Source organism: Niallia oryzisoli (assembly GCF_036670025.1).
In the GTDB taxonomy this organism is placed as follows: domain Bacteria; phylum Bacillota; class Bacilli; order Bacillales; family Cytobacillaceae; genus Bacillus_BD; species Bacillus_BD oryzisoli.
On sequence record NZ_CP137640.1, the window covers coordinates 1,006,577 to 1,028,920 of the forward strand.

Annotated in this window: 19 protein-coding genes and 1 tRNA gene; 11 read left to right on the forward strand and 9 right to left on the reverse strand. The window is 38.3% G+C overall.

All coding sequences use genetic code 11. The annotated features are described in order from the left end of the window. Window positions 1-111 precede the first annotated feature (111 nt). The 5 genes from R4Z09_RS05100 to R4Z09_RS05120 all read left to right on the forward strand — a co-directional run bounded on the left by R4Z09_RS05100 (window position 112) and on the right by R4Z09_RS05120 (window position 5,168). Entirely contained in the window at window positions 112-885 is a 774-nt protein-coding gene (locus tag R4Z09_RS05100; protein ID WP_338451265.1) for a DUF2071 domain-containing protein, read from the forward strand. A gap of 166 nt (window positions 886-1,051) precedes the next feature. Continuing rightward, on the forward strand, window positions 1,052-2,572 hold the full coding sequence (locus R4Z09_RS05105) for a spore germination protein (RefSeq protein WP_338453203.1): 1,521 nt from the start codon (window positions 1,052-1,054) through the stop codon (window positions 2,570-2,572). A gap of 59 nt (window positions 2,573-2,631) precedes the next feature. Beyond that, on the forward strand, window positions 2,632-3,813 hold the full coding sequence (locus R4Z09_RS05110; RefSeq protein ID WP_338451266.1) for a Ger(x)C family spore germination protein: 1,182 nt from the start codon (window positions 2,632-2,634) through the stop codon (window positions 3,811-3,813). After that, window positions 3,810-4,031 (forward strand): hypothetical protein, encoded by a 222-nt coding sequence (locus tag R4Z09_RS05115; RefSeq protein ID WP_338451267.1) that lies wholly within the window; start codon window positions 3,810-3,812, stop codon window positions 4,029-4,031. Before R4Z09_RS05110 ends, R4Z09_RS05115 begins: the two co-directional genes overlap by 4 nt. Window positions 4,032-4,079: 48 nt before the next feature. Next, window positions 4,080-5,168, forward strand: a complete 1,089-nt coding sequence (locus R4Z09_RS05120; RefSeq protein WP_338451268.1) for an endospore germination permease — start codon at window positions 4,080-4,082, stop codon at window positions 5,166-5,168. Between the two features lie 82 nt (window positions 5,169-5,250). Here R4Z09_RS05120 and ahpF read toward each other — a convergent pair whose 3' ends face one another. Further along, window positions 5,251-6,777, reverse strand: coding sequence for an alkyl hydroperoxide reductase subunit F (gene ahpF, locus R4Z09_RS05125; protein WP_338451269.1), 1,527 nt, complete (start codon window positions 6,775-6,777; stop codon window positions 5,251-5,253). A 314-nt stretch (window positions 6,778-7,091) separates the two neighbouring features. Here ahpF and R4Z09_RS05130 point away from each other — a divergent pair, with 314 nt between their 5' ends. Then, window positions 7,092-7,928 (forward strand): class II fructose-bisphosphate aldolase, encoded by an 837-nt coding sequence (locus R4Z09_RS05130; RefSeq protein ID WP_338451270.1) that lies wholly within the window; start codon window positions 7,092-7,094, stop codon window positions 7,926-7,928. Window positions 7,929-7,975: 47 nt separating this feature from the next. Here the strand turns inward: R4Z09_RS05130 and R4Z09_RS05135 are convergent, their stop codons facing one another. Then, window positions 7,976-8,599 (reverse strand): GntR family transcriptional regulator, encoded by a 624-nt coding sequence (locus tag R4Z09_RS05135; protein ID WP_338453204.1) that lies wholly within the window; start codon window positions 8,597-8,599, stop codon window positions 7,976-7,978. A 259-nt stretch (window positions 8,600-8,858) separates the two neighbouring features. On the opposite strand from R4Z09_RS05135, the gene garR reads away from it, so the two are divergent. The 3 genes from garR to R4Z09_RS05150 all read left to right on the forward strand — a co-directional run bounded on the left by garR (window position 8,859) and on the right by R4Z09_RS05150 (window position 12,687). After that, complete coding sequence (gene garR, locus R4Z09_RS05140; protein WP_338451271.1) at window positions 8,859-9,752, forward strand: 2-hydroxy-3-oxopropionate reductase; 894 nt, start codon at window positions 8,859-8,861, stop codon at window positions 9,750-9,752. 3 nt (window positions 9,753-9,755) lie between these two features. Next, window positions 9,756-11,192 (forward strand): four-carbon acid sugar kinase family protein, encoded by a 1,437-nt coding sequence (locus tag R4Z09_RS05145; protein ID WP_338451272.1) that lies wholly within the window; start codon window positions 9,756-9,758, stop codon window positions 11,190-11,192. Window positions 11,193-11,367: 175 nt separating this feature from the next. Then, a complete protein-coding gene (locus tag R4Z09_RS05150) occupies window positions 11,368-12,687 on the forward strand; it encodes a gluconate:H+ symporter (protein ID WP_338451273.1) in 1,320 nt (439 codons plus the stop codon). A gap of 52 nt (window positions 12,688-12,739) precedes the next feature. Here the strand turns inward: R4Z09_RS05150 and R4Z09_RS05155 are convergent, their stop codons facing one another. From R4Z09_RS05155 to R4Z09_RS05180, 6 genes are all read right to left on the reverse strand, one after another. Beyond that, entirely contained in the window at window positions 12,740-14,056 is a 1,317-nt protein-coding gene (locus R4Z09_RS05155) for a UDP-glucose/GDP-mannose dehydrogenase family protein (protein WP_338451274.1), read from the reverse strand. Between the two features lies 1 nt (window position 14,057). Beyond that, window positions 14,058-14,957 carry a UTP--glucose-1-phosphate uridylyltransferase GalU gene (galU, locus tag R4Z09_RS05160; RefSeq protein ID WP_338451275.1) on the reverse strand — a complete coding sequence of 300 codons (900 nt, stop codon included), beginning with the start codon at window positions 14,955-14,957 and terminating at the stop codon, window positions 14,058-14,060. A 103-nt stretch (window positions 14,958-15,060) separates the two neighbouring features. After that, complete coding sequence (locus R4Z09_RS05165; protein WP_422392286.1) at window positions 15,061-16,713, reverse strand: Na/Pi cotransporter family protein; 1,653 nt, start codon at window positions 16,711-16,713, stop codon at window positions 15,061-15,063. Between the two features lie 96 nt (window positions 16,714-16,809). After that, window positions 16,810-17,592 (reverse strand): HipA family kinase, encoded by a 783-nt coding sequence (locus tag R4Z09_RS05170; protein ID WP_338451277.1) that lies wholly within the window; start codon window positions 17,590-17,592, stop codon window positions 16,810-16,812. After that, window positions 17,585-18,703 (reverse strand): glycosyltransferase family 4 protein, encoded by a 1,119-nt coding sequence (locus R4Z09_RS05175; RefSeq protein ID WP_338451278.1) that lies wholly within the window; start codon window positions 18,701-18,703, stop codon window positions 17,585-17,587. Before R4Z09_RS05175 ends, R4Z09_RS05170 begins: the two co-directional genes overlap by 8 nt. A 78-nt stretch (window positions 18,704-18,781) precedes the next feature. Continuing rightward, on the reverse strand, window positions 18,782-19,921 hold the full coding sequence (locus tag R4Z09_RS05180) for a hypothetical protein (RefSeq protein WP_338451279.1): 1,140 nt from the start codon (window positions 19,919-19,921) through the stop codon (window positions 18,782-18,784). 248 nt (window positions 19,922-20,169) lie between these two features. Between R4Z09_RS05180 and R4Z09_RS05185 the strand changes: the two genes are divergently transcribed. Next, window positions 20,170-20,240, forward strand: a tRNA-Gly gene (locus R4Z09_RS05185). A 112-nt stretch (window positions 20,241-20,352) separates the two neighbouring features. On the opposite strand, the gene R4Z09_RS05190 is transcribed toward R4Z09_RS05185, so the two are convergent. Next, window positions 20,353-21,018 carry a B3/B4 domain-containing protein gene (locus R4Z09_RS05190; protein WP_338451280.1) on the reverse strand — a complete coding sequence of 222 codons (666 nt, stop codon included), beginning with the start codon at window positions 21,016-21,018 and terminating at the stop codon, window positions 20,353-20,355. 111 nt (window positions 21,019-21,129) lie between these two features. On the opposite strand from R4Z09_RS05190, the gene queG reads away from it, so the two are divergent. After that, window positions 21,130-22,251 carry a tRNA epoxyqueuosine(34) reductase QueG gene (gene queG / locus R4Z09_RS05195; RefSeq protein ID WP_338451281.1) on the forward strand — a complete coding sequence of 374 codons (1,122 nt, stop codon included), beginning with the start codon at window positions 21,130-21,132 and terminating at the stop codon, window positions 22,249-22,251. Window positions 22,252-22,344 lie beyond the last annotated feature (93 nt).

Genomic DNA, 22,344 nt, shown 5'->3' on the forward strand with positions numbered 1-22,344 from the left:
ATTATTTCCATATAGTAGTAAATTATGTTTGCAAGGTAAATTTATTGGGGAAGTCCTGAGGTCTGAATATATAGTTTATGACAGCTGTTTGTGAAAGAAAGGATACATGTGATGGAAATATTGAGAGATATCGAGCATCGACCTTGGCCGTTAGCTTCAAAGAATTGGATTATGCGTCAAAGCTGGAGAAATGTATTATTTGTCCATTATCCAGTTTCATCAGACCGCCTGCGACCTTATATACCTTCTTGTTTAGAAATTGACACCTATAATGGAACTGCTTGGCTGGGCGTGGTTGCATTCATGATGAAGGGAATTTATCCTCGTGGATGGTCATCTCTATCATTGACCCCGGCATTTTCAGAAATTAATGTGAGGACATATGTCCAATTTAATGGAAAACCGGGTGTTTTTTTTCTATCTCTTGATGTTAATGATTGGGCTTCCTATACGATAGCAAAGCGTTGGTATCGTTTGCCATATCAACGGGCAAACATTTCGTATCAACAAGAAGGAGAAACTTTTTATTTTGAAAGTGCTCGTAAAAGCACTGCGGCAAATTCGCCTATTTCCATTCAAATAAAATATACGCCGATATCGGAAGTATATGTTCCAAAGGAAGGAATGCTGGATCATTGGCTAACAGAGCGATATTGCCTTTTTAGCTCCAATAATAAGGGTAATATTTTTTGCGGAGAAATTCACCATCAACCATGGCCTATTCAAAATGTAAGAGCCGAGATAAATAGGAATACCCTTTATACACCTTTTAAGATAGATAACACGAATCTGCAGCCACTTTATCATTTCTCAAAAGGGGTTGATACACTTTTTTGGAACATTAAACGGGTCAGAGGGACAGGCACGTCGGCCCATTTATGTTAACTCTGGTACAAGGTGCCTATCCATTCCTATATTTGGGTTTATTGTATAAAATAAACCCAAATGAAGAATTCTAGAAAAAAGGAATGATCGAATTTGCAATAAGAGGGGGATCTGCTTGATTCGTAATATTGATAAATTGCTAAAGAAAAAGAAAGAAAAGAAGCCGATGTCATCAAACAGTCAAGAAAATTCGAAACCTAAGGAAGCTCTTTCTGGCAATTTAGATCAAGATATCGAAACCTTTCGTTCAATCTATCATAATTGTTCAGATGTTATATTTCGTTCGTTCTTTATTTTTGGACAACAGAAAGCGATGCTTATTTATATTGAGGGCCTTTCAGATGTTGAGGGAATTGAGAATTTTGTGCTTATTCCTTTCATGGAGGAATCCACTAATGAATTTGGTTCCTTAAATAAGTATCTCGAACATAAAATGCCTGTCTCGAAGGTAAACAAAGTAAATGCTGTGGCAGATTGTATTGATTCAATTTCAAATGGAAATCCCCTTCTTTTGTGTGAAGGGGATGTGAATGCTTATTCCTTAGGTTTGGCTAAACGGGAGCAGCGAGCGATGGAAGAACCCGTTGCAGAGGGGGGAATTAGAGGTTCACGAGAAGGTTTTACGGAATCGATTGCGATAGGAACTTCTCTGTTGCGGCGTATTATCAAAAGTCCGGCTCTTAAAATGCAATCTATGACAATTGGAAGTTACTCGAGAACAAACATTGTAATCGCCTATATTGAGGGTGTTGCTGATAAAACGTTAATCGAGGAGATCATGAATCGTCTGAAGCGAATAAAAATTGATGGAATATTAGAAAGTGGATATATTGAAGAAATGATTGAGGATAATCCATTTTCACCTTTCCCACAAATCATGACGACAGAACGGCCGGATATAGCCTGCTCAAATCTTTTAGAGGGGCGGGCAGTGATACTAGTAGAAGGAACCCCCTTTAGTTTAATTGCTCCAGCTACTTTTTTTTCTTTGCTTCAATCACATGAAGATTACTATCAACGATTCATGATGGGAACGATTATTCGTTGGTTGCGGTATTTATTTTTAGGAATCTCTCTATTATTGCCTTCCTTATACGTGGCTGTTCTGACGTTCCATCATGAGATGGTCCCCCCACAGCTGCTTTTAAGCATAGCTGCTTCTCGGGAAGCCGTTCCTTTTCCGGCCATTGTTGAAGCGCTGCTTATGGAAGTTGCGTTTGAAGCATTGCGGGAGGCAGGCGTTAGATTACCGAAACAGATTGGCTCAGCGGTCAGCATTGTTGGAGCACTTGTAATAGGTCAAGCTGCCGTTCAGGCAGGGTTGGTTTCAGCGCCCATGGTCATTATCGTAGCGATTACAGGAATCTCTTCCTTTATGATTCCTCGATATGTTGCTGGAATTGCAATTCGGATGCTGCGTTTTCCAATTATGCTGCTTGCATCCAGCTTAGGTTTACTTGGCATTATGTTGGGAGTGATTACTATAGCCATTCATTTATGCACCTTACGCTCCTTCGGTGTGCCGTATTTATCTCCGCTGGCACCACTAAAAAGCCGTGAGCTGAAAGACATTCTATGGAGATCTCCTTTGTGGATGATGGATACTCGTCCTCACTTTACCGGAGAATCTAATTTGTACCGTCAGGTCTCGGGGCAAGCACCGAGTCCTGAAAAGGGTGGTGATTAAGGGTAAAAGTAATGGAAGGGAAATAAAACTGGTTGGAGAAAGGGAATGGACAACACTTCATGAAAAGGATCCTTCTTTTGTTATTTACTTGTATGTCAATTCTTGTCTTAAGTGGATGCTGGGATCGAGTGGAAGTCAATGATTTGGCGATTGTCACAGGAGCTGCCATAGATAAAAAAGATGATAATCAAATCGAACTCTCTCTCCAAATATTTATACCGAAAACACTAGGCAGCGGGGGAGGGCAAGCTAGTGGAAGCGGGGGCGGGAAAATGACAGTAACAGCATCTCAAACAGGAAAAAATATTGCAGATGCTATTTCTAAGCTTCAAGGGAAACTTCCTCGTGAAATTTTTTGGGGACAATGCAAAGTGTTTATTTTTGAAGAGGCATTGGCAAAACAGGGAATTCAAGAGCATATAGATTATATGCTCCGTCATCCAGAGCCTAGGGAAAGAGCCTATATCTATATCAGTGAGGGGAAGGCAAAGAATCTTCTTGAACTAGTGCCTAATCTAGAAAGGTATTCTTCGGAAGTTTTACGTGAAGTAACAAACTTTCGTGTCGGGTTGCAAATCACCCTCCAAGATGTTGATGAAATGATCGTAGGCATAGCTCAAGGCGCTGCCATTCCATTCGTTAAAATTGCAGAGCAGCCAAGTGAAGGAAAAGCAGTTAAGTATGCTCATATTGATGGAACGGCCGTTTTTAAAAAGGATCAAATGATTGGAACGATTACGGAAGCTGAAACAAGAGGTGTTTTATGGCTAAGGGATGAAATTAAGGGATATACAGTAAGTGTCGAGATTGAAGATGAGGAAGGGCTTGTGTCTTTGAATCCGGTATCAGCACGTGTTCATTTGATCCCTCGAATCCATGATGGAAAATGGGAAATGATTGTGGATGTAAATACAGAAGGGGCTATAATACAAAATGAAACAAATTTTAATTTTGAAGATCCAAAGTTGTTGGAAAAGGTAGAACTTGCCTATCAAAAAAGTATTGAAAATCGTATCAAAGAGGCCCTTAAGAAAATACAGCATGGGCTGCGTGCGGATATTGTTGGTTTTTCTGAGGAATTCTATCGGGAATATCCAAAAGAATGGAAAATAGTTGAAAACCGCTGGGATGAGCTGTTTCCGGAAGTGGACGTAACCATTAACGTTATGACTCATATTCGCAGGGAAGGTTTTACAAATAAGCCAGGAGCAATACCAGATGAAGAGGTGAAGCATAAATGAGATGGGGAGCATTTTTCGGAACAACGCTTATTATTTCAATAATGATGATCATTCAATGGCCGAGAATAAAAAAGTACTCTAAAAAGGAAAAATTGGTCTTTTTCATTTTGCTGTTTATCGGTTGGGGACTTTCCATGTTCGATCTCCCACATATTTCAGGACCAGTGACATGGTTAAAAGAACTTTTTAAACCATTTGCACCCCTCTTAGAATCTTAGTAATAATGATTTTGATTCTTTTACTTTGCACAAGGAAAGGAAAAAATAATGAAGAAAGGAAAAATTTCATCCTTACAGATGGCAATGTTATTATATCCTGCCATTATAGCTACGAGTATTATCTCAGTACCAAGTATTGTGGCGAAATATGCAAAGAATGATTTGTGGATATCTCCCATTCTCGCGTCTGTTATCGGATTTGTAACGGTCTATATTGCCTATGAATTACATAAACTTTATCCAAAGAAAACCGTGATTCAATTCAGTGAACAAATTGTAGGTCGGTTTGCAGGAAAAATAATCAGTTTCTTTATCCTTAGCTTTTACCTTCTGTCTACTGGGCATATCATTAGAGGGTACAGTGAATTTATTGTTAGTTCTTTTTTGATTAATACTCCGATTAGTGTCATTATGTCAACGATGGTGCTGCTTTGTGCAATTGCTGTGCAAGGAGGACTTGAAGTATTAGGGAGACTTGCTCAGTTATTTATACCTTTGTTTGTCGTGCCAATCTTTATTCTTGTCATTTTATTAAGCCCTGACTATGATATGAAAAATATATTTCCCATATTAAGTGAAGGAATTATGCCTCCAATCCAGGGATCAATTATACCAGGAGGATGGTATTCGGAATTTTTTCTGATTATTTTTCTTCTGCCATTCTTAACAGATGTAAACAAAGCTAGAAAATATGGGGTGCTAACTGTTTTAGCTGTAATGGTGACGTTAGTTGTGGTTAATTTGACTGTTCTTTTTGTATTAGGTTCAACGACTTCTTCTAGGAATTTTCCTTTATTGAATGTATCGCGATACATCAGTCTTGCTGATTTTTTTGAAAACCTGGAATCGGCTGCCATGGCCGTTTGGATTGTAGGAGCTTTTATCAAAATCTCTGTTTTTTATTATGCGGCTGCTTTAGGAACTGCACAGTTGCTAAACCTTTCAGACTACCGGGTTGTTATATGGCCATTTACGATTATCTTTATAGAAATTGCTTTTTGGTCAATACCAAGTACGGCAATATATACCTCTTATCTTATTTTTGTGCTTCCCTTTTATGGACCCATTGTCCAAACGATTATTCCATTATTTTTATTATTGATTGCACTTGTTCGACAGAAATTAATAGCAAAATAGTGGACTTTATGTTCAATTTCTTTTTTGTTTGGGAAAATATGGCGGAAAAGAGAAGGGGCTGTGAGACAGCCCCTAGTTAACATTAATTTCTAATCAGATATTCAAAGGCACCTAAAGCTGCTGTTGCGCCCGATCCCATTGAAATAATGATTTGTTTGAACTTGCTGTCTGTACAATCTCCAGCTGCATATATACCCGGAATATTCGTTGATCCGGATTTATCAACAATGACTTCACCATTACGACTAAGCTCTACGGAGCCGCGAAGCCATTCTGTATTTGGAATGGTACCGATTTGAACAAATACTCCTTGTAGTTCAATATGATGTTCTTCGTTAGTCCTGCGATCGATGTAGGTAACACCGTTTACTTTGTCTGTACCGGTGATTTCTTTAATCTGCGCTTGTTCAATAATCGTTACGTTAGGAAGACTGCGCACGCGATCCTGCAGTACAGGGTCTGCTTTTACCTCTGATCTGGCAAGAAGAGTAACATGTTTAACTATACCTGCTAAATCAATTGCTGCTTCTACCCCTGAATTTCCTCCGCCAATGACGGCAACGTGTTTTCCTGCAAATAATGGGCCATCGCAGTGGGCACAGTAGGCAATCCCTTTATTTTTAAACTCTGCTTCACCAGGTACATCGGCATTACGCCAACGGGCACCTGTTGAAAGGATAACAGTTTTACTTTTTAGGACAGCACCGTTTTCTAGTTCAACTTCAATGAAATCTTTCTTTTCTAATCTTTTGGCACGCTGTAAATTCATAATGTCCACGTTATATTGTTTGACATGTTCTTCTAGCGTCGCTGCGAGCTTAGGGCCTTCTGTATAGTTCACAGTAATCAAGTTTTCAATTCCTACTGTATCTAATACCTGACCGCCAAAACGATCAGCGACAATACCAGTACGTATTCCTTTACGTGCCGAATAAATTGCTGCGCTCGCACCTGCAGGACCGCCTCCAACAATAAGAACATCATAAGGTTCTTTATTTGCAAACTCGGAAGCATCCGGTCCACTGCCAAGTTTTACAAGAATTTCTTCAAGTGACATCCGGCCGCTGTTAAAGAATTCTCCATTTAAATAAACAGTAGGAACTGCCATGATATCTTTTGCTTCCACTTCCTCACGATACACAGCACCATCAATCATTGTATGGGTAATGCCAGGATTCAGAAGACTCATCACGTTAAGGGCTTGAACGACATCAGGACAGTTATGGCAGCTTAAGCTGGCATATGTTTCAAAATGATAGTCACCTTTAATAGCTTTAATCTGATCGATGACTTTTTGGTCCACTTTTGGAGCTCTGCCACTCACTTGCAAGAGGGCTAAAACCAATGAAGTAAATTCGTGACCAAGCGGGATACCGGCAAATGTGATTCCAGTGTCTTCACCAGGACGATTTATGCTAAAACTAGGAGTTCTTTCTAATGTTGTGTTCTCTACCTTTATGTTGGACGACATTGTCGCTAATTCATCTGCTAAAGCGGTCATATCTCGTGAAACGTCATCATTCCCCGCGCTTACTTTAATTTGTACTTTACCTTCCATAAGCTGTAGGTATTGAGATAATTGTGTTTTAATTTCTGCATCTAATATCATGAATCGTGTCCTCCTTTATTTGGCGATAACATTATTATACATTTTTGTTGATGTACTTAATTTGAAAAAGTGTGAACAAATTGCGGTTCTTTCTTAGTAATATCATTTGTTAGTTTGTGTCCTAAAATGTTATTTATTTATAATTATTATTAATTTATATTAATTATCGTTTAGAAAACGATTTTTGTCAAGCATATAAATCTATTATTTGTTTTACTTGGCTTCTTTTATTAAGGTAAAAAATGTATACAAAAAATAATAATTTGTATACAATTAATCTGTCGTAATTTTTTTAATAAAAAGGAGCGAATAAAATGCTAGTGAACACAAAAGAAATTTTACTAAATGCTCTACAGAATAACTATGCGGTTGCAGCATTTAATGTTTATAACTTAGAAACAGTTCAAGCTGCCATTAAGGTTGCTGAAAAGGAAAATCAGCCTGTCATTATTGCTTTAGGTGAAAGATACTTTCCTACAGTAGATGTTGAAGGCTTTGCTGCATTAGTGAAAGTAATGGCAGAAAAAACTCGTATACCAGTTGCACTTCATTTGGACCACGCTTATGAGAAGGAATCCATTATTCGTGCGATTCGATGCGGGTTTACCTCTGTGATGTATGATGGATCAAAATATGAACTGGATCAAAATATAGCCTATACAAAAGAGATAGTAGAAATCGCGCATATGGCGGGAGTCTCTGTTGAAGCTGAGATTGGATCTGTTGCGCGGGGAGCATTCTCGGATGAAGAGGAAGGGAATGGAACATTGACTGACCCGCAATCAGCTAAAGAGTTCGTTGCAGCTACAGGTGTTGACTTTTTAGCAGCGGCTATAGGTACTGTTCACGGCATGTACCAAGGAGAACCAAAGATTGACCTTGCTCTTTTAGATGAGATTCGTATTGCAGTTAATATCCCTCTCGTTCTTCATGGAGGATCTGGAACGCCAGAAGACATTTTAAAGAAAGCGATTCAACTAGGAATATGCAAAGTAAATGTGAATACAGAGGTTTCAATTGCAGCTGTTTCTTATTTAGAGAAGTTTATTGAGAAAAAACAAATCGAACATCTTTCCACAATCATGTCAGAAATGCAGCTTTCTATGGAGCCGGTTATGACTAAATTTGTTCGTTTATTATCTACAAAATAAAAAATGCACAGGGGATTTCTTATGAAATCTCTTGTGCATTTTTTGAATTATTGATTACTCATGACATGCAAATAAAAATTTAAATCTGTTTCTAAATGTTTTTTCATCAGCCTTTCAGCAGTATCGCCATCCCTGGCAAGGATGGCATGATAAATTTCTTCATGCTCTTCGATCAAATGGGGACGATTATAAATAACAACTGTTTTTCTAAATAGATAAATAATGGCCTGCATTCGGTCAATAATATCGATCATAACAGGGTTATGACTGGCATTGACAATATCATTATGAAAACGCTCGTTAGCATTCATAACTTCTTCTTTTGTTCCTGTTTTTCCAATCTGAACATATTCAAAGAGTTTCTCTATTTCTTTATCTTTTAAAAAGGTGGCAGCACATTTTGCTGAATACCCTTCAAGGAGGATCCGAACCTGGAACATATTGCGTAAATCCTTTTCGGTTGGCTTAACCACTCTTTTCTTTACGATTAGACCTTCATTTTCTAATTTTCGAATGGATTCCCTAATGGGGGTTCTGCTGACACCTAATTCGGCTGCGATTTTTTCTTCTACAATTTTTGTTCCGCCCGGAATTTCACCTGTTAAAATCCGATCCCTTAGTACTTCATAACATTGATGGTAAGCTGGACGGGAGCTATGACTTTCAAGCACTAGATTCACCTCAGTATTCATCCTAATCTATATAATACCAAATTAATCGTAAAAAAACATCTGCGTACAAAATAATAAAAAATGTATACAAAATCACGAAAAACTGTATACAAAAAATAAAAACTAGTATACAATATTTTTTGTAATCGCGTTGTAAGCGATTGCTTACGGAATCTATTAATAATTGGATCACTTTCTAGGTTTTCCAATCTTTTAAAGTATCGAGTGTTTATTATTTAACTAGCTGGGGGGAAACAACATGACAAGAAATATTGGGTTTATCGGACTAGGAATTATGGGGAAACCGATGGCATTAAATCTAATTAAAGCTGGACATACATTAACTATTAATGATTTAAATCAGGACGCTGTGAAAACAGTGGTAGAAGCAGGTGCAACCGCAGCAGCAACAGCTAAAGAAGCAGCCGAAAAAAGTGAGATTATTATTACGATGCTTCCTGCATCAAAACATGTACAAAGCGTCGTTTTGGATGAAAATGGTATTTTAGCGGGAGCCAAAGAAGGATCTATTATTATTGATATGAGTTCAATTACTCCTACCGTTTCCAAACAGCTTGCAGAAGAAGCTGCGAAAAAAGGTGTTGGATTCCTTGATGCACCTGTCAGCGGCGGAGAGCCGGGAGCAATTAACGGTACATTAGCGATAATGGTTGGCGGTAAGGAAGAGGTTTTTGAAAGTGCAAAACCCGTTCTATATGACATGGGGAAAGCCGTCACGTTAGTTGGTGACAGCGGCTGTGGTGTTACTGCAAAATTAGCTAATCAAATTATTGTAAACCTTAACATTGCTGCGATGTCTGAAGCGTTAGTATTAGCAGCAAAAGCAGGTATTGATATTGCAAAAATGTACGAAGCCATTAGAGGCGGACTAGCAGGCAGTGCGGTTCTTGATGCAAAGGTTCCGTTGATACTAGAGAGAAACTTTGTTCCTGGCGGTACGATGGCCATCAATATGAAAGATATTACAAACGTTATGGAAACTGCGCATGATATCGATGTTCCGCTTCCATTATCAAGCCAGCTGCTTGAAATTTTCCATGCACTGAAGGCAGATGGGAAAATTATGGATGACCACGGCGGCATTGTTCAATATTATGAAAAACTTGCAAATGTTGTAGTAAAGAAGGCGTAAACAATGAATGAAAATAAAAGATTAGTTGAAGAAGCATTTAGTCATATAAAGTCTGTGGAAACAAGTATCGTTGTTGAAATGATTGAAAAAGAGCTTCAAGCTCTAAATAAAAAGATAATTGTTCTTGACGATGATCCAACCGGAGTGCAAACCGTTCACGGAATTTCTGTTTATACTGACTGGACAGAGGACAGTATTGAGAAAGGATTTGCTGAAGAAAACTCAATGTTTTTTATTTTAACCAACTCCCGTGGATTTACTGCTGCTGAAACAGAAAAGGCGCATCAGGAAATTGCAGCCAATATCGTTAAAGTGGCGAAGAAAACCAATCAGGATTTCACCATCATCAGCCGCGGTGATTCTACTTTAAGAGGTCACTACCCGCTGGAAACAAAAGTATTAAAAGAAACAGTGGAAGCAAACTCAAGTGTTAAATTTGACGGTGAAGTAATCATTCCTTTCTTTAAAGAGGGAGGCCGCTTCACAATTGATAACGTCCACTATGTACAAATGGATGAATATTTGGTTCCTGCAGGGAAAACAGAATTTGCTAAGGACCGTACTTTTGGCTATACAAAATCCCACTTGGGTGAATATGCAGAAGAGAAGTCACAGGGTGAATACAAAGCGGAGAACATGACATATATTACGCTTGAAAGTCTACGTAATCTGGATATTGAAACAATCGAACAGCAGTTACTTGCAGTGGAAAATTTCAATAAAGTCATTGTTAATGCTGTTGATTATGTCGACGTGAAAATATTTGTCATTGCTTTAGTTAGAGCTATGAATAAAGGAAAGAACTTCATGTTCAGAAGTGCAGCTGCACTTACAAAAGTAATCGGCGGTGTGCCTGACAAGGCATTATTAACAAGAGAAGAACTTGTAAAGGAAGATTCTAATCATGGCGGTCTAGTCATTATCGGATCTCATGTTAAAAAAACAACTGAACAATTGGAAGAACTGAAAACGTCAGATGCTCTTGAGTTCATTGAATTTAACGTACATCTAGTATTAGAGCCAGAAGAATTTCAACGTGAACTTGATAGAGTCGTTCAAGAAACCAATCGCTTCATTCGTGAAGGTAAGAACGTAGCGGTTTATACAAGACGTGAAAGACTTGACCTTGGCGAAGGGAAAAAGGAAGAAGAATTAAAGTTATCTGTTCAAATCTCTGATGCTGTAACGAGTATCGTAAAAAGGTTAGAGGTAAAACCAAATTTTATTATCGCTAAAGGCGGAATTACGTCTAGCGATATCGGAACAAAAGGGCTGGAAGTTCAAAGAGCAACAGTAGCAGGACAAGTTAGACCTGGAATTCCAGTTTGGACGACAGGAAGTGAAAGTAAATTTCCTGGTATGACCTATGTGATCTTCCCAGGGAATGTAGGAACAAAGACAGATTTAAGAGAAGTTGCTGAAATGTTAAGTAATAAATAATTACAATTTCGTAATATCTGGGGAAAAGCGGCTAACCTTTAAAAGTTGTCAAAGTTGATAAGAATGTCACAACACGATTACATTAATCATCAAGATTAAAATTCTTTTCTGCGCGTCAGACACTAAAAAGGGTTAGCCCTATTTTATTACTTTATAAAAGGGAAGAGGGTTAACTATGCCAATTATCTCGGTTACCATCGGGGTTGCACTATTATTAATATTAATGGTTATTTTAAAGCTAAATGCTTTTGTGTCACTGATTCTTGTGTCGCTTATCGTTGGGGTATTAGAGGGAATGTCCCCGATTGATGCAGTTGCATCAATTGAAACCGGTTTAGGTTCAACCCTTGGTCATCTTACCATGGTTATTATCTTTGGTGGTGTACTTGGTAAGCTAATGACAGATTCCGGCGGGGCTCAGCGCATCGCGACGACATTGATTAAGGCTTTTGGGGAAAAAAGAGTTCAGTTGGCAGCTGTTATTACAGCCGCAATTGTAGGTATTGCTTTATTCTTTGAAACTGGTGTTGTTGTATTAATTCCGTTAGTATTTACAATCGCTACTGCGGCTGGAGTTCCAGTTTTATATATTGGTATGCCGGTCATTGCAGCACTAATTACGATGCATGGTTTTGTGCCTCCACACCCAGGACCAACAGCTGTGGCAGATGTATTTGGAGCAAATATTGGAAAGACGTTAATCTTAGGGATTATCATTGCAATACCTGCATTTACGTTAGCGGGTCCTGTATATACTAAATTCTTTAAAAAAGAATCCCTTGAGATTGAAATTCCAAAAGGATTATTTAGCCCAAAAGAATTTTCTGAAGAAGAAATGCCTAAGTTTGGTATTAGTATTCTTACTGCACTTTTACCAGTTATTTTGATTGCTTTGCAAGCGTTTGTAGAAATCTTTGCTCCTGAATCAGCGATTATGCCGGTAGTTGATTTTATCGGAAATGCAAACGTAGCATTATTGATTTCTGTTATTGTCGCTATCTTTACATTTGGTCTTAATCGAGGCATAAAAATGTCCGAAATTATGCAATCCCTTACAGAATCCGTTAGCGGTATTGCTATGATCTTATTAATTATTGCTGCCGGTGGTGCTTTTAAACAAGTACTGATTGACAGCCATATTGATAAATATATTTCAGATATTATGGCCGGATCAACCCTTTCTCCATTGTTATTAGCATGGCTGATTGCAGCTATTTTAAGGGTAGCAATAGGTTCTGCAACAGTAGCAGGTATGACGGCAGCAGGAATCGCCGCACCGCTTGTTGCAACGACAGGTGTAAGTCCAGAGTTAATGGTTCTAGCAGCCGGTGCTGGAAGCGTTACCTTCTCACATGTTAATGATGCAGGTTTCTGGATTTATAAGGAATATTTCAATCTGACAATTGGACAAACGATTAAAACTTGGTCCATTATGGTTACGATAATTTCCCTTGTTGGACTTGCTGGTGTATTGATTCTTGATATGTTTATTTAATCAAAAAAGCGAACAGTTCAAAATGAGAACTGTTCGCTTTTTTTTCATATTATTAGGTATCCAACCCAACCACAATAGCCGGTTTTCCGACAGGGTAATATTCAATCTTGGAACATGCTCTAATTTTATTTTCTTCAAAACAGTTTCTGCCGTCAAAAATAATTGGCTGTTTCATATGTTTTGTGACTTCCGTCAAATCTAATTGCTTAAATTCATTCCATTCTGTCACAATAAAGACTGCATCTGCATTTTCAATTGCTTGATCGACTGAACTGGCATATTCGATTGTATCCCCCAGTATTTTTTTTGCATTGTCCTTCGCAACCGGGTCATAGGCAACAACTTTCGCTTCAGCTTCATGTAAAAGATGGGCGATTTTAATTGAAGGAGCTTCTCTCATATCATCCGTTTCAGGCTTAAATGAAAGACCAAGCATCGCAATTTTTTTATCTTTTAATTGCTTCAGACGGCTGCATGCTTTTGTGAAAAGAAGCTTTTGCTGTTCATCATTGATGGCTATGGTTTCTCTTAATAGGGAAAAGTCGACACCATGTAAGCCTGCAGTATGAAGCAATGCCTTCACATCTTTAGGAAAGCAGGAACCGCCATAGCCAATACCCGCTTGCAGAAAGGCTTCTCCGATTCGTTTATCTTTTCCCATCCCATTTGCCACATCAATAATATTGGCTCCGACTGCCTCACATAAATTCGCTATCTCATTGATGAAACTGATTTTGGTTGCTAAAAATGCATTTGAAGCATACTTGATCATTTCTGCACTTCGCACATTTGTCATCAGGATCGGAACATTTAATGGACGATACATTTCTTGTATTTTTAAAGCAGCTTCTTTGTCTTCAGAGCCTATGATAATTCGGTCAGCCTTCATCGTATCCTTTATAGCTGAACCTTGTCTTAAAAACTCAGGGTTGGAAACCATTTTAAAAGGCTTTTTGGTATGATTCGTGATAATGCTTTTAACATAATCATTTGTACCAACCGGAACGGTGCTTTTGATTACGACAATGGAATCTGGCTTGAGGTGGGCTGATACATCTTTTGCCGCTTGTAAGAGATAGGATAAGTCTGCTGCACCATCATTTCTTTGCGGAGTTCCTACGGCAATAATAATGACTTCTGCATTCTCTATTCCTTCCTGGTGGGAGGTAGTAAATTGCAGATTTCCTGCAGCAGTATTTTTTGTAAGCAGGTCCTCCAGTCCAGGTTCATAAATAGGTGAAATTCCTTGACGGAGCCGGTTAATTTTTTGATCGTCAATATCGATGCAAATAACATGATGGCCAACTTCGGATAAACAAACACCAGTAGACAGACCGACGTAACCAGTACCCAAAACAGCTATTTTCATATTAATCAGTCTCTTCCTTTAACATAATCTCTTTCTTAGCAATCGCTTTTAAGTAGGAAAGGACCTCTTCCTTGATGTCTTCCCGTTGTAAAGCAAAATCTAATGTCGCTTTAATAAAACCGATTTTATCACCAACATCATATCGGGACCCTTCGAAGTTATAGGCTAATACTGCCTGTTGTTTATTCAATTCATTAATGGCATCTGTAAGCTGAAGCTCATTATTATGTCCGATCGGCAGCTTTGACAAAATGTCAAAGATTTCAGGTCTTAATACGTATCTCCCCATAATGGCATAATTTGATGGTGCAGCATCCTTTTGCGGCTTTTCTATTAGTGAATCAATGTAGAAGAGATTTGGATCAATATTTGTTCCCTTTGGCTTAATAATGCCATATTTATGAACTTGGCTTTCCGGAACTCCCTGGACAGCTATACATGAGCTGTTACAGTATTCAAATACATTAATCAATTGCTTTAAACACGGTGTTTCCGACATGACGATATCATCACCAAGCAACACAGCAAAAGGCTCATCACCAATAAAGCTTTTAGCACATAGTATGGCATGGCCGAGGCCTTTTGCTTCTTTTTGACGGACATAATAAATATTGGCCAGATTTGATATTTTTTGTACTTCCTCTAATCTAGTAAGCTGTTTTTTCTTTAATAAGGCATCTTCTAACTCATAGGATTTATCAAAATGATCCTCAATGGATCTTTTTCCTCTGCCGATGATGATAACAATTTCTTCTATTCCTGAAGCCACCGCCTCTTCGACAATATATTGAATTGTAGGTTTATCAACAATCGGCAGCATTTCTTTAGGCTGAGCCTTTGTGGCCGGTAAAAAACGAGTTCCAAGCCCAGCCGCTGGAATAATCGCTTTTCTAATTTTCATAAGCTGCCCCCATTTCTAAATTCCCTCATTCTTTTATATGCTTACAGACAAGTACCGGTCACGTTAGTAGCCTATCAGTCCGTATTTCCTCTGCAATCATGAATTAATTATGCTCGCCTAGTACAGCATCTGCTATGTTGACAGCATGGTCAGCAATACGTTCGAGGTTATTGATAATATCGATGAATATTACTCCGGCTTTCGGTGTACAAACTCCCTCTGTTAAACGAAGAATGTGCTGCTTACGGAATTGCTGCTCCATTACATCGATCATCGTCTCTCTTTCGATTACCTGTCTGGCTGTATCTTTGTTATTTTGTTTTAATGCTGACATGGCCTCTTTAACGATAGAAATGGTTAGATCATACATTTCATCTAAATCATTCTTGGCGGCATCTGTCATGGTCACTTTATTGATCATTTGAAATTCTATTAATTCGATCATATTTTCACAATGGTCTCCAATTCTTTCAATATTTCGAACGGTATCCAGCAGGATAATATGCTCTTCAGACTTTTTAACAGAAAGTGAGGCAGATGAAAGTTTAATTAAATACTCAGTTATGGTTTGATCAAGATGGTTAATGGCAGTTTCTATTTGGTACAGATTATTTGCGTATTTCATTTGCTTCAAATCAATAAAATTCTTTGTTTCTTCGAGACCCAAAATAGCCATTTCTCCCATGTTAAGGACTTCTTCCTTTGCTTGTCCGAGGGCTATAGTGGGGGATTGCTCAATAAAGATCGGATTAAGATGCTTTGGTTGATAGCTCCACATCGTATCTTTTCCAGGAATAAGCTTTGTGACGATAAAGGCAAGAACTGACACAAACGGTAGCAGTAGGATGGTATTAGTTGTATTAAAAATGCCATGTGCAAAAGCAATGGACATTTCCGGGCTTAAGTTTAACAAGGCTTGGAGTGAACGAATGAGTAATGTAAACGGAGCTAAAAAGATTAAAAAGAGGGCTGTACCAAATACGTTAAACAAAACATGGGTGGCGGCTGCTCTTTTGGCTGCTACTGTTGTGCCAATAGAAGCCAAAACTGCTGTAATGGTCGTACCGATGTTATCCCCGAATAATACCGGCAGGGCGGCATCGAGATTTACTAGTGATTCAGCATACATACTTTGTAAGATTCCGATTGTTGCACTTGAGCTTTGAACGATGAGAGTAAATAAAGTACCAACGAATACACCGAGAAATGGATTTGCACTCAATTCGACGGTTAACTCATGAAAGGTTTCCAAGGTCCTAAGCGGTTTCATTCCATTGCTCATTAACTCTAAGCCATAGAAAAGTGCACCAAACCCAAATAAGATTTGTCCTAGATAGGTTAATCTCTTTCCTTTTTTAAAGAAAAATAAAAAAATTGCACCTAACGCAATTATAGGGAGGGAATATTCTCCGACATTAATCCCAATGATAAACGCCGTTATGGTTGTTCCAATATTGGCCCCCATAATCACACCAATTGCCTGCCGCAGTGTCATAAATCCAGCACTAACCAGCCCGACAGTAATAACAGTAGTGGCAGAGCTGCTTTGGATAATAACTGTAACGAAAATACCGGCTATAACTCCCATTAATGGATTAGTCGTAAATTTATCAAGGATGCCTCTTAATCTGTCGCCTGCAGAATTCTGAAGGCCATCTCCCATCGATTTAATTCCAAACAGGAATATGCCCAGACCTCCCAAAAATTCAAACAGCATTTGTTGAATATTTAGAGCCACTTTTTCAACTCCTAACATAATCAATTCTTTAATCCTTATCATGTCGAGGGCTTTCATATGGCAGATGACTACCTGAAAACCCTCTATATGGGAATTTTGCTAAAGAAGGTTAGATTAAAGTGAGTGTTCATTATCGTGTATTGGTCGATATACTTTATTAACAAATTTTTGAATGAGGTCCTGGAGGACTTTTTTGCGGCGAATGAGCAATGAATGGACCATTGTCTTTTTCTCTTCTTTTGTCACCATCCATTCATCAGGGACCATGGAAACCATTTCTTCAATTAAAAAGATGGGGATGGTTTGGATCACGTCTAATTGCTCAAATAATTGATCCTCATCTTCAATAAAAGATGCCATTATTTGATGTGTAGCACTTTCGATTAATCCAGCCGGGAGCTGTTCTAAATCCTTGGATTGCCAATTATAGGTGCCAAATACTTCTGCATGGTCGATTGCCCACAGCCGAAAGGCATTTTCCTCTTCTTCCTGTAACAGAATGTTTTTTCGTGTCCGATCGCTGTTATACAGCCAATAATCAAATACGATAATACTAGCAAGTTCATTTGAATTGGTTATTTTGGGTATATTTAGAACCTGGTGGCCATCTAAACAATCAGGAATATATGTCAGGGCAAATTGATAGGGGATACTATCCATGGATGCAAGCTCAGGAACTTGAGAAGAGAAGCTTTGTGGAATATCTACTATTCGTGCAAATGGGATTGGCAGACCAAGGTAACGTGCTAAGCAATAGGAGACCCATTCATTTGGTAATGTTTTTTCAAAGCCTGGTTGAAAATACTTTACCACATAATCTTTTCCATCATTAAATGAAATTAAATGGGCATTGGATTTACCCTCTAATTTTTTTCGATAGGCAATTGGTTCAATCATGTCCATTCACCCCATCATTAGTCTTTTGATCGATCGGTACTAATTCTTGCAACAGATTGATATATTGCTGGGCTACTACCTGAATATCAAACTGTTCTTGGGTATGCTGGGTGGCTGTATTTGACATTCGTTGATGTAGTACAGGATCATCTAAAAGGGTGTATAGTTGTTTAATCGCATCGTGCACATTTTGTCCGCGGAAGAGAAGTCCTGTTTCTCCTTGCATAACTAATTCTGTAACAGGCATCATATTGGATGCAACAACCGGTACACCGCAGGCCATTGATTCAATAAATGTGTTTCCGAAGGATTCCGATTTCGTTGTGGCTAATGTACATCCGCCTGATAAGCGAATCTTTGCATATACATGCGGCATCTGTTGGTAGGGAATGACAGGGAACCACTTGATTATATCTGAAAGCTGCTCCTCTTCCCAAGTTTTAGCGAATTCTTCCCGTTGTATGCTTTGCGCTCCGCCAATTACCCAAAATTCAATATCATCACGTTCCGATTTTATTTGCTTTGCCATCTCTATCAGCATTGGCCAATTTTTACGCTTATCCAATCTACCAATCCAGCCGATTACCTTTTTACCTACTGTCAAGGTCGGCTTACTATTAAAATCTATTTCTTCTAAAGGCATTGGCCGGAAGAAAGACGTATCCACGCCATTGTAAATGACATGTCGTGGAATGGAATCTGTTAATATGGATACTAAGCGTTTTTGGTAATGTGAAGGTACAATGATAGTTAAAGGTTGTATTCCTTCGAATGATTTCAGGTGTGGCATTAGCTTGATCAGTTCGGGGGTGCGGGCTTCAATAATGACTGGTCCTTGGTAATTTGCTTTTTGGATCCACTTATAAGCTGCTGCTGTATCAACAACAATAATCGCATCATATGAGTTTCGTTTGATTATTTTTACAATTTCTTTCTTGTCTTTAGTTAAATAGACCGGAGCAACATCTTCCATAATATGAAGACCTCCATGGTCGGTGGTATATAAGAATTCAGTTTCTATGCCATGTTTTTTAAAGTAGATTGCGCGATTTCTCCATCCGGCATTGACTCCGCCGACAGTGAGCAGACGCCAGATTATTAGCACTTTCATTTCGGTCACTCCTTACTAAATTTTAGGGATCCCCCTTTATTTATTATTAAACTCATAAAGTATATAGTTGTTATCTGTTTAGCGTCGATATTTTTTTCCTTTTCTTCCATAGTTGTTACCATTGTCATCCTTTTCCTTTATAGGAAATTCACGGTACCTTTCGTTTCTAACACCATAGAATCCGCCACTTTGAAAAATTCGATCATTCCCTCGGGATCTATAGAAATCTTCTTTATCAGGATATCTGTCTTTTTTATTGTTCTTATTCTTATCGACTTCTTTTGTCTGAACGGAATCCTGTTCTCTATTTCCTTTACTTGCTTTATCCTGGGTCATTTTCTTTTCCTGCATCATTTTCTTTTCCTGCAATATTTTATTCTCTTGCATCATTTTTTTCTCTATGTGCTCATCGATAATGTCCATTACTTTATCCGGGTCATACCCTTTTACAAGCATTGCTTTAACCCATTCCTCTTTAAAAACCTTGTGGACTAAACTTTCTAGTTGATTACTATATACTGTTTCATCATTCGTTGTTAACAGCTTTTTACTTTTATCTTTTAATTTTCCTTTATCAGTGGATTCGTTCATTATTTTTTGGCAAATTTGCCGTGCTTGTTCTTCCATTTCGATAAAATGAGTCCATTCAGAATACAGCTCTGGATGGAGTGCTTGTACATGAGATAAAAAGGTCTCTTTATTTTCCTTTCCTAAGGAAGTAAGTAATTTCCGAGGGTATGGATAAACGCGATCACGCCAAACGGTCCTTGCTACATCTATCACTTTTAGATTGCCTTCTGGTAAAATGAAAATTTGTCTTTTATGGTGGTCTATCCTTTCATAACCAATCTCTTTAAAAGTGATTAACAAATCAATTAACTTTAGGGAAAGTTCCTCTGTTAGAGGCTGCGATTGTAGGTATTCACGTAAATCTACCCCTTTAATAATTTCCATAGCAATAAATAAGGGCCCTTTTGCATAAACTTTTGGAAAAAGATCGGTATGCTGTCCTAAAGATAGAGCATAATGTTCACGTTCACAATCCTCTTCATTTCCAAAAACCTTTATGCAAATATCATCAGAATATTGAAAAACGGCTCCTTGACGCCCTTTCCCCATCATAACTAAAGGAGAATAGTTAACGACCTCAACGTCCTCATTTTCGATATTACGAACTTTTATTTTATTGGCGAACGTTTCAAAATCCTTAATGTCCATTTATTTCCTCCCGCTTCCTTAATAGACTTAAATTTTCATCCTCTTATATATGTAATCATTTACATGATGAAGTGGAAGGGTATGTACCTATAAAAGCAAAATATATCCTTACATATAGATTGAAATTAGGTAAATGAAAGGAAGATTCCGAGGGATTTCGACAAAAACAGTCATTATTCTGTTGTGTTTTTAAATTTTTTGTTGCATTACGATAGTTTTTTTGTTAAGATATTTTTTGTTGATACATCGCGGGTGTAGTTTAGTGGTAAAACTACAGCCTTCCAAGCTGTTGTCGTGGGTTCGATTCCCATCACCCGCTCTACTTTATTTTCTTGATAACAACGCAGTATTTCGTTTCCTAAAGAGAACGAAGTATTGCGTTTTTTAATTTATAAAAAAGGGACCCATAAATAAACGTCCCTTTATGTCTGTTATTCCGTTACTTTCCAATTAGCCGTGCCTCCATGAATTTGAATAAACATATTCGCTAATGAATCGATCATTTTTTGTGCCTTATCGATTTCAAGTGATGGCTGCAGGTAAACAATCTGGATGGCTTTTTTTGTAGCTTCCGTAACAGCTGTTTTTTCAGAATCAACGAATGGACTGCCAAATGCTGATTCGTTATCAGCTGATATGATTAATCGATGAAGCGAATTCATTCTCCCGTTTAAGCCTAAATATTCTTCTCCCTCTTGTCCAAGTCTAATGGAGATTCGTCCATTTAGTTTATCGCTGTCATATACCCCAATTGGAATCTGATATTGTAAGGAAAAGAAATTATTTAAATCAATCGCACTATTTATTGGTGTAAGATAGTTTTGTTTTTGTACACGTCTATATAATGCTTCAGCTGAGTGACGATACCGATTAGGGTCTTTACCTGTCTTTTTGAAGATCTGCCGCCACTCTTGAATCCCTGGAAAGTCTGTTATTTTTTTTTCATCCAATTCAAAGAAAATCAATTCCTGAAAAAGCTGCAGCCGTCCCTTTAACATTTGTGGAGCTTCGCCGACACTAATATCGTTATATTGGATAAAACCAATTTTAAACCCGGGGATAAGCTCTTCTATTTCAGTGGCAATTGTCATTTCCATTGTTTCCACCTCCAAATTCTCCGTAAAATAGTTTATCATAGAATAGCATTTATTTCTTACAAATAGTGACCGGTTTATATAGATAAATAAATATGAGAGGAGGGGTTAGAATTGAATTACTCCCAATTAAAACAAGAGATCATTGAGTACAGTAAAAGTATCGGAATTGATAAAATTGGTTTTACCACGGCATCTCCTTTTACTACTCTAAAACTTCGGCTTATAAGACAGGCTGAGTTAAACTTTCAATCAGGCTTTGAAGAAAAGGATATCGAAAAGAGAACAGAGCCAAGGCTTTTAATGCCTGATGCCCATTCGATTATTGCAATTGCTGTTGCTTATCCTTCCAAGATGAAGGACCGAGTCATTAGTAAAGAAGGAGAAAGGCGGGGCATCTTTTCCCGGGCATCCTGGGGTCTGGATTACCATACCGTGCTGCGTAGGCGTCTCGAGAAACTTGAAAAATTTATTCGTGAAAAGGTGCCGCAAGCTGAACTTAAATCAATGGTTGATACTGGTGAATTAGCCGACAGGGCTGTTGCTGAGCGGGCTGGAATCGGTTGGAGCGGGAAAAACTGTGCAATTATTACACCTGAATTTGGCTCTTACGTCTATTTAGGAGAAATGATAACCAATATACCGTTTGAACCAGATACACCGCTTGAGGATCAATGTGGTACATGTACGAAATGCCTTGATGCTTGCCCGACAGGTGCTCTAGTAACAGGAGGACAAATTAATGCACAACGCTGCATATCCTTCTTAACGCAAACAAAGGGGACAATTCCAGAGGAGTATCGGGAAAGACTAGGAAACCGTCTTTATGGATGCGATTCATGCCAAACAGCCTGTCCGGTCAATAAAGGAAAGGATTTTCATCTGCACGAGGAAGTAGAAGCGGAACCGGAAATTGCCAAGCCGCTGCTAAAACCGCTGCTTCACTTGAGCAATCGTCAATTTAAAGAAAAGCTTGGCCATATTTCCGGGGCATGGCGGGGGAAAAATCCGATTCAACGGAATGCTATTATTGCACTTGCACATTTTAAAGACAAAACAGCTCTTGAGGATTTAATTGATATTTTGAACCATGATCAGCGCCCCATGATGCGTGAAACGGCAGCGTGGGCCATTGGAAAGATTGATGGAAATGGATCAAGAGCTGTGCTGGAAAAGGCATTTGAGAAAGAGACGGATGAGGCGGTAAGACAAGAGATTAAGAAAGTACTAAGCTAAAAGGGGGGATTACCTCCTTTTTTTGTATTCTTTTTCATTCATGTTACTTAAAAGCACACATCCTGTATTTAAGATACAAGCTCCTTTCATATA

Excerpts from the sequence above, each read along its gene's own strand:
- R4Z09_RS05110 (WP_338451266.1), top strand. The coding sequence starts at position 2,632 with ATGAAAAGGATCCTTCTTTTGTTATTTACTTGTATGTCAATTCTTGTC.
- R4Z09_RS05130 (WP_338451270.1), top strand. The coding sequence starts at position 7,092 with ATGCTAGTGAACACAAAAGAAATTTTACTAAATGCTCTACAGAATAAC.
- garR (WP_338451271.1), top strand. The coding sequence starts at position 8,859 with ATGACAAGAAATATTGGGTTTATCGGACTAGGAATTATGGGGAAACCG.
- R4Z09_RS05155 (WP_338451274.1), bottom strand. The coding sequence starts at position 14,056 with ATGAAAATAGCTGTTTTGGGTACTGGTTACGTCGGTCTGTCTACTGGT.
- R4Z09_RS05115 (WP_338451267.1), top strand. The coding sequence starts at position 3,810 with ATGAGATGGGGAGCATTTTTCGGAACAACGCTTATTATTTCAATAATG.
- R4Z09_RS05180 (WP_338451279.1), bottom strand. The coding sequence starts at position 19,921 with ATGGACATTAAGGATTTTGAAACGTTCGCCAATAAAATAAAAGTTCGT.
- R4Z09_RS05105 (WP_338453203.1), top strand. The coding sequence starts at position 1,052 with ATGTCATCAAACAGTCAAGAAAATTCGAAACCTAAGGAAGCTCTTTCT.
- ahpF (WP_338451269.1), bottom strand. The coding sequence starts at position 6,777 with ATGATATTAGATGCAGAAATTAAAACACAATTATCTCAATACCTACAG.
- R4Z09_RS05120 (WP_338451268.1), top strand. The coding sequence starts at position 4,080 with ATGAAGAAAGGAAAAATTTCATCCTTACAGATGGCAATGTTATTATAT.
- R4Z09_RS05165 (WP_422392286.1), bottom strand. The coding sequence starts at position 16,713 with ATGTTAGGAGTTGAAAAAGTGGCTCTAAATATTCAACAAATGCTGTTT.
- R4Z09_RS05175 (WP_338451278.1), bottom strand. The coding sequence starts at position 18,703 with ATGAAAGTGCTAATAATCTGGCGTCTGCTCACTGTCGGCGGAGTCAAT.
- R4Z09_RS05190 (WP_338451280.1), bottom strand. The coding sequence starts at position 21,018 with ATGGAAATGACAATTGCCACTGAAATAGAAGAGCTTATCCCCGGGTTT.
- R4Z09_RS05150 (WP_338451273.1), top strand. The coding sequence starts at position 11,368 with ATGCCAATTATCTCGGTTACCATCGGGGTTGCACTATTATTAATATTA.
- R4Z09_RS05145 (WP_338451272.1), top strand. The coding sequence starts at position 9,756 with ATGAATGAAAATAAAAGATTAGTTGAAGAAGCATTTAGTCATATAAAG.
- R4Z09_RS05170 (WP_338451277.1), bottom strand. The coding sequence starts at position 17,592 with ATGATTGAACCAATTGCCTATCGAAAAAAATTAGAGGGTAAATCCAAT.
- galU (WP_338451275.1), bottom strand. The coding sequence starts at position 14,957 with ATGAAAATTAGAAAAGCGATTATTCCAGCGGCTGGGCTTGGAACTCGT.
- R4Z09_RS05100 (WP_338451265.1), top strand. The coding sequence starts at position 112 with ATGGAAATATTGAGAGATATCGAGCATCGACCTTGGCCGTTAGCTTCA.